Here is a 13705-nt window from a genome sequence, read left to right on the forward strand (position 1 = left end):
ATTTCTATTTACATTTAGTTTATAAATTGGTATTATATAAATATCTTAATGAAGAGTATGTGAACGTGTGTCATAAACAATTCATGAAACGAAAGAAAGTGTATAAATAAGGCATTTAGTGTTTTCTTTATAAGAGAGAAAGGGGTTCATAGTTTCTATGAATAAAGTCTTTAAAGTCGTTTATAGCAAATCTAAAGGTTGCTATGTAGTAGTTCCTGAAACTGCAAAAAATAATAACGGCAAGAAAAAAGTTTTGGCTAGCGTATTAGCTGGTTTGGCACTTGTTGGTGCAGGTGCTCATATGGGTACACCTGTTGAAGCGTACAGAAGTCCAGATGGTAGTGTAAATACAGAAGGTAGCAGAATCAATATTGCGGCTAATGCTACACCTAATAACAGTGTTGGTGTTAACTCCATCGTTGTTGGTTACCAAAATACAACTGATAACGAAGAAGGTACTACAGCACTTGGCGCTAATAACCAAGCCTATGGTAACTCTGGCTTAGCCGTTGGTAATCAAAACTATGCTAACGGTGGTGCAGCTACAGCAATTGGTGCTGGTAATGAAGCACGTGCTGCTGCAACTGTAGCATTAGGTAATAAAAATAATGCTAATGCAACATCTGCTGTTGCAGTTGGTAACTATAATAACCAAAATTACACAAAAGGTACTTGGCAAACAACACCTAAACAAGCAGGTAACTACTCTACAGCAGTAGGTTCTTACAATGCGGCTTTGGGTGATAATTCTGTTTCCGTTGGTTCCATGAATACATCCCACGTAGCTGACACAGTTACAATCGGTCAAAACAATGAAGCCAAGACTATGGGTGGTATCTCCATCGGTAAAAACAACTTAACTGACTCTACAAATGGTGGTACTAACTTTGCTGCGACTCGCGATGAGAATTCACAAATCGCAATTGGTCGTGACAATGTTGCTACTCACTTAGATACAATTGCTATTGGTCGTGAAACTAAAGCTACTGGCTCTGGTGCTACTGTAGTTGGTGCACGTGCTGAAGCATCTGGTGACAATTCTATTGCTATCGGTCAAAGTGGTAAAACATCCCCTAAAGTTATTGCATCTGGTGTTAACTCCATTGCTATTGGTATGCAATCTCAAGCAACTGGTGAAGCTGGTATCGCTGAAGGTGCTGGCTCTCGTGCAGGTGGTAAATACGGCGTTGCATTAGGTCGTACATCTAAAGCAAATGCTGAAGCTACTACTGCGTTAGGTAATGCTGCAGAAGCTAACATTGCTAATGGCGTAGCTCTTGGTTCCTCCTCTGTTACTACAACAGACAAAGGCGTTCTTGGCTACAACCCATCCGATCCTCATGAACGTAAATATAATCCTTTAACTGGTAATGTAAAAACAGCTACTACAGCTGCTGTATCTATCGGTAATGGTAGCACTTTGACTCGTCAATTGACTGGTCTTGCTGCAGGTACTGCAGACACTGACGCTGTTAACGTGGCTCAATTGAAAAACGTTGGCGTTGCTGTAACTGGTAATACTGGTAAAAGTGATTTCTTAGCTGATGGCGGTAAATTAAACGTGATTGGCGAAGGTCGTGTATCTACTGTAGCGGCTCATGATGGTCAAAAAGATTCCAAAATCACTGTAAGCTTTGATGACAAAGGCATGGTGAGAGCTGGTAAAAACGTTACAGTTGATGAAAATACTGTAAATGGTCGTACTACATACACAATCAACGCTGCTGATACTGCTGCTAAATATGACTTCTTAACAAATGCTACAGCTAACGGTGGTAAACTTGACGGTGAAGCAACACCTACAAAAGTTCAAAGCGGTACTACAGTTAACTACGCAGCTGGTAAGAACTTAACAGTTAAACAAGATATTGAAACATCTCTTGGTCAACAAACATATACATATTCCTTGAATAAGGACCTTAAAGAAATTACATCCATCACTAACAATGGTGGTCCTACAATGAACTTTGGTCCTAACAACATCAGCATCACTGGTGGTAACTTGAATCTTGGTGATAACAATATCACTAACCTTAAATCTGGTGGCGATGTAATCAACAACGCAGCTAACATTGGCGACGTAACTCGTATTTCCAAAGCTAATGACTTGCATGTAGCTCCTACAGCAGGCACTAATAACAATGTGGCTGAATACACTGTAGATGCTAACAAAAAGGTTACATTAACTTACCAAGATGGTAATGGTAAAACTGTTAACGGCCCTAAAGCAGTTATCGACTTGAGCGGTTTGAAAACTGGCGACATGAGCTCTTTCAACGTGAAATCTACTGCTACAGAAGGTAAAGTGGCACAAGGTTCTGCTGGCGTTCAAGAAATCCGTGACGGAAAAACTGTGGAAATGCAAGCCGGCAAAAACATGACCATTAAACAAACTAATAATAATGGTAATGCAGCTGTTGAATTTGCATTGAACAAAGACATCGATTTGACTCCAGATGGGTCTATCAAAATTGGTGACACTAACATCACTGACAATGGCTTGACTATTAACGGTGGTCCATCCATTACAAAAACTGGTATCAATGCTGGTGGTTTGAACATTACTAATGTGAAAGCTGGCGTAAACGACAACGATGCAGTTAACGTAAGCCAATTGAAACAAGTTCGTGCTGATGAACGTCACATCAAACCTGGTGAATACGCAGTTGATAACAACGGCAAAGTAACAATGACATACGTTGATGGTAACAACAAAGATGTTCCTAACGAAACTGCTGTTATCACAGGTATTGCTAAACAAGATCTTTCCAACATCAACAATGGTGGTAAGACTGTCATTAAAAACCTTGCTAAAGAAGCTATCGACATGGAAAACGGTAAGAACACAACTGCTTCTCACCGTGACGTAAATGGCGTTAAAACTTTCAAAGTAGACGTTGAAGGTGATTTAACAGACATTACATCCATTACTAACAAAGCTGGCGACGGCAAAGTTGTATTTGGTGGTAACCAAACTGTAAACGTAGCAGGCGATCACAACATTAGCTTGAATGCTAAAACTGGTGACATCACTGGTTTGACTAACATCACTTTGGATGCTCCTGACTTCGGTAAAAAAGGTCGTGCTGCAACTGAAGAACAATTGAGCATCGTTAACAACGGTTTCAATAACACAGTTGGTTTGACTGGTAACACAGGCGCTACTGAATTACAAAAATTGAACAAACAAGGTGGCTTGAGCTTCGGCGTTGTAGGTGCTAACAATGGCGAGTACATTAAAACAACTGCATCCGGTAGCAATGTAGTAGCTGACTTGTCCGACAGGGCTAAAAACAAATTGAACAGCACTGTTGAAGTTCAAGGTAAAAATGCTGCGAAAGTAACAAGCAACGTAGTTCAAAATGCAGACGGTAGCACAAAAACTATCTACACTGTAGATGTTAACAACGTAACACCTACTGCAGCTTCTACTGAAAAAGTACAAGCTAAAGCAGACGTAACTGGCTCTAACGACAAAAATATCGCTAAAGTTGCTCCTAAAGCAGGTGATCAATTCGGCGAAGCTGGTGCAACTTACGAAGTAAACGTATCCCGTAACGACGTTAAAGATGCAGCTCGTGAAGCAGTTACTGTAAACAATGCAAATAATAACAACAACCCAATCACTGTTACACCTGTACAAGATGAAGCAAACCACAATACTACATACCAAATAACATTCGATGGTGATAAAGCTGCTAAACAAATTCCTTTGACATACAAAGCGAATGGCACAAACGATCAAAAAGTTACATTGGATAAAGGTTTGAACTTCACAAACGGTAGAAACACAACAGCTTCCGTAGATGCTGAAGGCGTTGTTAAATACGATGTGAATAAAGACTTAGTTAATATCAATTCCATTTCTAACACTACAAATGGTCCAAAAATGGAATTCGGTCCTAACTCCATCAACATCACTAATGGCCCTATCAACATGGGTGACCAAAACATCACTAACCTTAAATCTGGTGGCGATGTAGTGAATAACGCTGCTAATATTGGCGACGTAACTCGTATTTCCAAAGCTAACGACTTGCACATTGCTCCTACAACATCCAACCGTCAAGGTGAAACTACTACATCTTACGCTTACGATGCAGCAAGCAAATCTGTAACATTGAAATACAACGATGGTAACGGTGCTAACCAAGCTGGTACAGTTGCGAAAATCGACTTGTCCGGCTTAGCTGATCAAATCAAAGACGGTTACTCCTTCTCCACAGACGCTAAAGGCAATGTAGTTGGTAATCACGCTGTTACAGCTGTTGGCAATGGTAAAACTGTTTCCTACGCTGCAGGCGATAATGTAACTGTAAAACAAGATATCAATGCTGCAACTGGTGAACATACTTACACATATGCATTGTCCAACAACATTGATTTGACTCCAAATGGTTCCTTGAAAATTGGTGACACTATTGTTAACGATGGTGGCTTAACAATTAAAAATGGTCCATCCGTTACTAAAACTGGTATCAACGCTGGTAACTTGAACATTACTAATGTGAAAGCAGGCGTAAACGATAACGATGCAGTTAACGTAAAACAATTAAAAGATGCTCGTACAGTAGTAACTTCTAACGATAAATCTGTAACGATCAACAAAACAGAAAACGGCAACCAAGTTACTTATGACTTGCATGTAGCTCCAGGTGCTGCACAATCCGTATGGAATGTGAAATCCACTGGTAATACAACTGCTGATTCCGAAGCAGCTGCAAAGACTATCACTGATGGTAAAACAGTTGAAATGGCAGCAGGCAAAAACTTGACTGTAAAACAAACTAGCAACAATGATGGTGCTAAAGTTGAATATGCATTGTCCGATGACATCAAAGTTGGTAACGACGGTAAAGATGGCAAAGACGGCGTTGATGGCAAAATCGGCGTAAACGGTAAAGACGGCTCTGCTGTTGTAATCAATGGTAAAGACGGTTCCATCGGCCTCAATGGTAAAGACGGTAAAGACGGTCTTACTATCCGCGGTGCTAACGGTCAAGACGGCGTAAATGGTACAAACGGTACTAACGGTATCACTCGTATCGTATACGAAGACAAAAACAACAACAAACACGAAGTGGCTACTACTGATGACGGTATGAAATATGCTGGCGATGATGCACAAGGTGCAGACAAATCTAAAGTAATCGCTAAGAAATTGAACCAAACATTGGATATCGTTGGTGGTGCAGATAAAACTAAATTGACTGACAACAACATCGGCGTAAACAACGTAGATGGTAAATTGAACGTTCAATTGGCTCAAAACATCAACTTGACTCCAGCAGGTTCCTTAACTATTGGCGATACAATGATCAACAATGGTGGCTTGACTATCACTGGTGGTCCATCTGTTACTAAAACTGGTATCAACGCTGGTAACTTGAATATTACTAATGTAAAAGCTGGCGTAAACGATACTGATGCAGTTAACGTTAAACAGTTGAAAGATTCCCGTACAGTAGTTACATCTAATGATAAATCCGTAACAGTTAATAAAACAGAAAACGGCAACCAAGTTACTTATGACTTGCATGTAGCTCCAGGTGCTGCACAATCCGTATGGAATGTGAAATCTACTGGTAATACAACTGCTGACTCCGAAGCAGCTGCAAAAACTATCACTGATGGTAAAACAGTTGAATTGGCAGCAGGCAAAAACTTGACTGTAAAACAAACTAGCAATGAAGACGGCGCTAAAGTTGAATACGGTTTAGCTGGCGACTTGACTAACATCAAGACTATTAAAAACGAAGGTCCTGCTACTTTCACAATTGGCGGCAACGAATTCAAATTCGATGGCGGTAATGTGAATATGGGTGATAACAACATCACTAACCTTAAATCTGGTGGCGATGTGATCAATAACGCAGCTAACATTGGCGACGTTAACCGTATCTCCAAAGCTAACGACATTCATATCAAAGACAAAACATACACAGTGAACGCTGATAAAACAGTTACATTGGAATATGTTGATGGCAATGATAATGCAGTGAATAAAACAGCTAAGATCGACTTGAGCAACTTGCCAACAGGCGATAAAGCTGCTGTTGAAAGCGTAGTTAAAAAATCTGCTGCTGCAGGCGACACTAACATCGCTGACATCACTGTAGCTGACGGCAAACAAACTGGTGATGCGAATGCTAAATACGAAGTAAATGTTTCCCGTAATGCTGTTAAAGATGCAGCTCGTGAAGCAGTTACTGTAAATAATGCAAACAATAACAACAACCCTATCACTGTTACACCTGTTCAAGATGAAGCAAACCATAACACAACTTACCAAGTAACATTCGATGGCGATAAAGCTGCTAAACAAATTCCTTTGACATACAAAGCGAATGGCTCCAACGACCAAAAAGTTACATTGGATAAAGGTTTGAACTTCACTAATGGTTCCAACACAACAGCTTCCGTAGCTGCTGATGGCGTAGTTAAATACGATCTTAATAACAACGTAAACTTGACTCCATCTGGTTCCTTAACTATTGGTGATACTGTTGTTAATAACGGTGGCTTAACTATTTCCGGTGGCCCATCTGTTCTTAAAACTGGTATTAATGCTGGTAACTTGAACATTACTAATGTGAAAGCAGGCGTGAACGATACTGATGCAGTTAACGTTAAACAGTTGAAAGACTCCCGTACAGTAGTAACTTCTAACGATAACTCTGTAACAATTAACAAAACAGAAAACGGCAACCAAGTTACTTACGACTTGCATGTAGCTCCAGGTGCTGCACAATCCGTATGGAATGTAAAATCCTCTGGTAATACAACTGCTGATTCCGAAACAGCTGCAAAAACTATCTCTGATGGTAAAACAGTTGAAATGGTAGCAGGTAAAAACTTGACTGTAAAACAAACTAGCAACAACGATGGCGCTAAAGTTGAATACGCATTGTCCGATGACATCAAAGTTGGTAACGACGGTAAAGATGGAAAAGACGGCGTTGACGGCAAAATCGGCGTAAACGGTAAAGATGGCTCTGCTGTTGTGATTAACGGTAAAGACGGTTCTATCGGCTTGAATGGTAAAGACGGTAAAGATGGTCTTACTATTAAAGGCGCTAACGGTCAAGACGGCGTAGACGGTAAAAATGGTACTAATGGTATCACTCGTATCGTATACGAAGACAAAAACAACAACAAACACGAAGTGGCTACTACTGATGACGGCTTGAAATTCACTGGTAATAACACTGACGTTGTAAACAAAAACAAATTGAACAGTCTTGTTAAAGTTCAAGGTGAAGGCGTAGATAAAACAACTTCTGCATCCTTCAAGAGTGCTTCTGGTAACATCAACGTAAAAGCTGATGGCACTGATACTCTCGAAGTTCAATTGAACAAAGATTTGAAAAACATCACTTCCATTAAGAACGATGGCCCTGCAACTATGACAATTGGCGGCAACGAATTCAAATTCGATGGCGGCAACGTGAACATGGGTGGCAACAACATCACTAACCTTAAATCTGGCGGCGATGTAATCGATAACGCAGCTAACATTGGCGACGTAACTCGTATTTCTAAAGCTAACGACTTACACATTGCACCAACTCAATCCAACCGTGCAGGTGAAGCTACTACATCTTACTCCTATGATGCAGCAGACAAATCCGTTACATTGAAATACAACGATGGCAATGGTGCTAACCAAGCTGGTACAATCGCGAAAATCGACTTGTCTGGTTTGGCAGATCAAATCAAAGATGGCTACTCCTTCTCCACAGATGCGAAAGGTAATGTAGTTGGTAACCACGCTGTAACAGCTGTAGGCAACGGTAAAACTGTATCCTACGCAGCAGGCGATAATTTGACAATTACTCAAAATATCGATAATGCAACTGGTGAACAAACTTATACATATGCATTGTCTAATGACATCAAAGTTGGTAACGACGGCAAAGATGGTAAAGACGGTGTTGATGGTAAAATCGGCGTAAACGGTAAAGATGGTTCCGCTGTTGTAATCAACGGTAAAGATGGTTCCATCGGCCTCAATGGTAAAGATGGCAAAGACGGTCTTACTATTAAAGGTGCTAACGGTCAAGACGGCGTTGACGGTAAAAACGGCAAAGACGGCATGACTCGTATCGTATACGAAGACAAAAACAACAATAAACACGAAGTGGCAACTACTGACGACGGCATGAAATATGCTGGCGACAATGGTCAAACTGACTCCACTAAAGTTATCGCTAAGAAATTGAACCAAACATTGGATATCACTGGTGGTGCGGACAGCACTAAATTGACTGAAAACAACATCGGCGTGAACAACGTAGATGGCAAATTGAAAGTTCAATTGTCCAAAGAAGTTAACTTGACTCCATCCGGTTCCTTAACAATTGGCGATACTAAGATCACTGACGGTGGTTTGGTAATCAACAATGGTCCATCCATTACTAAAGGTGGCATCAATGCTGGTGACTTGAACATCACTAATGTGAAAGCTGGCGTAAATGATACTGATGCAGTTAACGTAAAACAATTGAAATCCGCTAAGACAGAAGTTAAAGCTGGTGACAACGTAACAGTTGATAAAACAATTGGTGCTGATGGTCAAAACATTTACACAGTAAATGCAAAAGCAACTAACCTTGGCGATGCTGAACTTAACTACACAGCTAACGGCGGTGCTAAACAAAAAGTTAAATTGTCTGAAGGCTTGAACTTCGTTGACGGTAACTACACTAAAGCTTCCGTTGATGCAAATGGTGTTGTTAAATACGACGTAACACTTGGTAAAGTGAAAGATGGCGTTGACGGCAAACCAGGCGTAGATGGTGAAAATGGTATCGCAACAGTTAAAACTGTAGTAGATACAATCAACAACTCCGGTTGGAAAGGTGACGTTACTGGTAACACAGTAGGTGATCACAGTGCAACAATCGTAAAACCTGGTACAACTGTAAACTTCGGTGCAGGTAAAAACTTAACTGTTGAACAAATCGTTGATAAAGTAACTGGCAACCATACTTACAACTATGCATTGTCCGACGATATCAAAGTTGGTAATGATGGTAAAGACGGTAAACCAGGTGTTGACGGTAAGATCGGTGTAAACGGTAAAGACGGTTCTGCTGTTGTAATCAACGGTAAAGACGGCTCTATCGGCTTGAATGGTAAAGACGGTAAAGATGGTCTTACTTTCAAAGGTGCTAACGGTCAAGACGGCGTAGACGGTAAAAACGGTACTAACGGTATGACTCGTATCGTTTACGAAGATAGCAATAAAAATAAACACGAAGTTGCTACTACTGATGACGGCTTGAAATTCACTGGTAACAACGAAAGCGTTGTAAACAAAAATAAACTTAACTCCACAGTTAAAGTTAAAGGTGAAGGCGTTACTGAAGAGCAAGAAAAAACATTTGAATCTGCCGCAGGTAACATCGCTGTAACTGCTGATGGTAACGATACTTTGAACATTCGCTTGAATAAAAACATCAAAGGTATCGACTCCATCCAAACTAAGGAAATCCACTTAGGTACACCTGATAACTACACAACAATTAAGAAAGATGGAGACCGCATTAAATACGGCGACAAAACATTCGCTAACACTGACGATATCTGGACAATCCAAGCTAATGGCACAGATGTTCCAGCTAACGGCGGTAAAGTAAATGTTAAAGGTGCTGACGGTATCACAGTATCCAAATCTGCTAATGGCGAAATGACAATTAGCGGTGCTGGCCTTGGTACAATGAACAGCTTCAACGTTAAATCTTCTGGTAATACTACTGCTGATTCTGAAACAGCAGCTAAGAAAATTACTGATGGTAAAACTGTTGAATTCTCCGGCGGTAAAAACCTCACTGTAAAACAAACTAGCGACGCTAACGGTGCTAAAGTAGAATATGCATTGAACAACAATGTAGATCTTACTAATAAAGGTTCCGTAACAATTGGCGATACTAAGATCACTGATGGTGGCTTGGTAATCAACAACGGCCCATCCGTAACTAAAGACGGCATCAATGCTGGTAATAAACAAATTACTAACGTTGAAGACGGTGTAAACGACACTGATGCGGTTAACGTACGTCAATTGAAAGCAGCTAAAACTAACCTTGTTGACGGTCAAAATACTAAAGTGACTGGCGACGGTTCTAAAGCTAACCCTTACAAAGTTAATGTTGAAGGCGATTTGAACAAAATCACTTCCATCACTAACAACGAAGGCGACGGCAAATTAGAATTCAAAGGTGACCAAGTAGTTAACGTAGCTGGCGACAACACAATTAAGCTTGATGGTAAAACTGGTGACATCACTGGCTTAACTAACAAAACTCTTGATTCCGCTGACTTCGCAACTAAAGGTCGTGCGGCAACTGAAGAACAATTGAAACTTGTTCATGAAGAAGCAGCTAAGAAATCTACTGAAAAAGTACAAGCTAAAGCTGATGCTAATAACATCGCTAAAGTAGCTCCTAAAGCTGGCGATACATTCGGTGCAGCTGGTGCAACATACGAAGTATCTGTAGATAAAAATGACGTTAAAGATGCAGCTCGTGAAGCAGTTACTGTAACAGGTGACAACAAAGCGATCACTGTAGACGTTCAACCAAATGCTACTAACCATACAACTAACTACCAAGTTAACTTCAATGGTAAAGAAGCAGCTAAACAAATTCCATTGACTTATAAAGAAAATGGTGGCAACGCTAGAACAGTAATGTTATCTGAAGGTTTAGACTTCTCTAACGGCGTAAATACTACTGCTCATACTGATGCGAACGGTAAAGTATCCTTCGACGTGAAAGGTGACCTCACTAACATCACTTCCATCTCTAACAACTCCAATGGTCCGAAATTATCCTTCGGTGGAGACACTGTAAATATCACTGGTGGCAACCTCAACATGGGTGGCAATAAAGTTACTAATGTTCAACGTGGCACTGATGATAACGATGCAGTAAACGTTAAACAGTTGAAAGATTCCCGTACTACATTGACATCTGATGACCAATCCGTAGTATTGAAGAAAACTGAAACTGCTGATGGCGGCTTGAACTACGACCTTTCTGTAAAAGGCGCAGTTGACCCTCGCGTTGATCAATTGAACGAAGAAATCGGCCGTGTAGGTGCTCAAGGTGCAGCATTGTCCGCATTGAAACCTATGCAATATGATCCATTGGAACCAACTCAAATCATGGCTGGTTACGGTAACTACCGTGGTAACTCCGCGATTGCAGTGGGCGTAGCTCATTACAAAAACGAGTCCACAATGTTCCATGGCGGCTTGTCCTGGGCTGGCGGTTCTAGCCACATGATGGCAAACGCTGGTGTAACTTGGAAAGTTGGTAACAAAGATGCTGAAGCAGCTGTAGCAGATCGCTACCGCAAAGGCCCTATCAGCTCTGCATACGCAGTACAAACTGAAATGGCAGCAATGAAAGCTCAAAACGCCGGATTAAAAGGTGAAGTATCTGACTTGAAATATGAAAACGAACAAATTAAAGCTCAAAACGCTGGTCTACAAAGTGAAGTAGAAGTATTGAAAGCTCAAATGGCTGCAATGATGGCGAAAATGGGTATGTAATTAGTTACACTTTCAGAAAACTTTCAAAAAACTAGGAATCTAATCCTAGGTATGGATACAACTGGTATGGGTTCCTTCGGGAGCCCTGAACCAGCACATTAATTCGACTATGAAAAGAGGAATAGATATGAAAAAATCTACAATGCTTGCTTTCACAGCGGCACTTTTAATGAGCGCAGCATCCATCACTGGTCACGCAGCAAGCGCACCAACATATGATGACAACTTGATCTTGCCAAACCCTACATCCGCACCTGGTTTGAGCAATGTTATATTAGTACCTGTGGCTAGCCCACAAGTAGTACAATCCCTTCATGATTACGTGAAAGCATGGGAAAATGCTGAACAAAAAATCGCTTTAGCAGAAGCTAAACGCGACAATCATGAGCAATTAACTAAAGCAGATAAAATCTGGTTACATTCCAAAGATAAACATAACTATGCTGATTACTTCCGTACGCACTCCCTTGGTCGCGTACATGGCTTTGAAACAGCTTTAAATTGGAACGGTGAAAACCGCAACAAAAACGAATACGAATACTTTGAAACGCCTAAATACAATGAAAAAGATGGCTTCGTAAATAGCTATGGTTACAACGTATTGCGCGGTATGGTAGATCGTATTAACGAAGTTGTACAACATCAAAAACAAGTTGGCGGTCCTATGACTGACGACGAAGCACAAGCATTAGAAGATGCAATCTTGGATATCCTTGCTCAAGAGCAAGAACATGTATCTAACGAAGAACTTCGTCACTACATGAACGAAACAATTTGGTTCGCTGCTAAACAAACCGTTAAAAACAAAGCAAGCGAAGAACCAACTGCTGCTGATGAGCACGTAGTAGACCTTCGCAAAGCAATTAACGAACCAATGGGTAGCAACGACTACAATAAAGTTGACTTGCGTAGCGCAATTCAACAATAATTGATTTCTATATTGATATAGATATCAAAAAGCCTTTTCTCCTTCTCTCATCTTAAAGGCTTAGTTGATCTCTAATACATGTGGTATACGGATATATGTCCGCCATATATCCGTATATCTACAAAACAAAAACACAATGGCCCTTATAAAGGGTTTATAAGGGCCCTAACACGTACCCTGCACCCCCCGACTAGGGAACACAAATCCTTATTGAACAACGCCATCCGTTTGGATGGCGTTGTTTTTGTTTCTTTATATATACTATTAAAGAGTTATTATGTGCTTTATGTAGCTATATAGGCTATATAAAGGAATAAACCATAATAAAGGATTAAGTAGTCATACTGATAGATTAATAGAGTTAAGCTGATTATATATATTATTGATAACTACTGTATATGGTATATAAAGTATCTAGATATACCATATAAGCTAAGTCAGAAAAAAGTTTGCAAAATTTTAAAATTAGGGGTTGCGCCTCTCGGTTCTTTGTACTATAATAGCTATACAGTCGTTCGAAGCGACTGTTTATTAGTTAGCAAACACTAGATAAAATCTATGTTTGTTGATAATCGTTTTAGAATAAAAATGTAATTCCTGGTTGAAACAGAAATTACAAAATTCTAAAAAAGATTATAAAAAGGTGTTGACATGAACATGACAACATGTTATTATAATCTAGTCGCCAGTTGACGAAACACTTCTTAAGAAAGTGCTTCGAAGCTAGATAAAATCTAGTCTGACTGGTACAGATCTTTGAAAACTGAACAATGATAGGTAATCAATCAATATGATTGAACATATGCCAGAGTGCGGGTTTTGACAAAGTCAAAACCAACCATAATTCAAAGTTACTTAAATGTAACGACAACAAAAATAAATGAGCTATTCAAATAGCTTCAAGATATCTTGGAGAGTTTGATCCTGGCTCAGGACGAACGCTGGCGGCGTGCTTAACACATGCAAGTCGAACGAAGAGCGATGGAAGCTTGCTTCTATCAATCTTAGTGGCGAACGGGTGAGTAACGCGTAATCAACCTGCCCTTCAGAGGGGGACAACAGTTGGAAACGACTGCTAATACCGCATACGATCCAATCTCGGCATCGAGGATGGATGAAAGGTGGCCTCTATTTATAAGCTATCACTGAAGGAGGGGATTGCGTCTGATTAGCTAGTTGGAGGGGTAACGGCCCACCAAGGCAATGATCAGTAGCCG

General features: G+C 40.4%; 2 protein-coding genes and 1 rRNA gene. All 3 read left to right on the forward strand.

The genetic code is table 11. The features are described from left to right. Positions 1-157: 157 nt before the first annotated feature. On the forward strand, positions 158-11560 hold the full coding sequence (locus VEHSUH06_RS09375; RefSeq protein WP_105098673.1) for an ESPR-type extended signal peptide-containing protein: 11403 nt from the start codon (positions 158-160) through the stop codon (positions 11558-11560). A gap of 127 nt (positions 11561-11687) precedes the next feature. Then, entirely contained in the window at positions 11688-12488 is an 801-nt protein-coding gene (locus VEHSUH06_RS09380) for a hypothetical protein (protein WP_105098674.1), read from the forward strand. Between the two features lie 906 nt (positions 12489-13394). After that, positions 13395-13705 (forward strand): 16S ribosomal RNA (locus VEHSUH06_RS09385); the annotation flags it as partial.

Source organism: Veillonella sp. S13053-19, from assembly GCF_002959835.1.
GTDB classification, from domain to species: domain Bacteria; phylum Bacillota; class Negativicutes; order Veillonellales; family Veillonellaceae; genus Veillonella; species Veillonella rogosae.

Excerpts from the sequence above, each read along its gene's own strand:
- VEHSUH06_RS09380 (WP_105098674.1), top strand. The coding sequence starts at position 11,688 with ATGAAAAAATCTACAATGCTTGCTTTCACAGCGGCACTTTTAATGAGC.
- VEHSUH06_RS09375 (WP_105098673.1), top strand. The coding sequence starts at position 158 with ATGAATAAAGTCTTTAAAGTCGTTTATAGCAAATCTAAAGGTTGCTAT.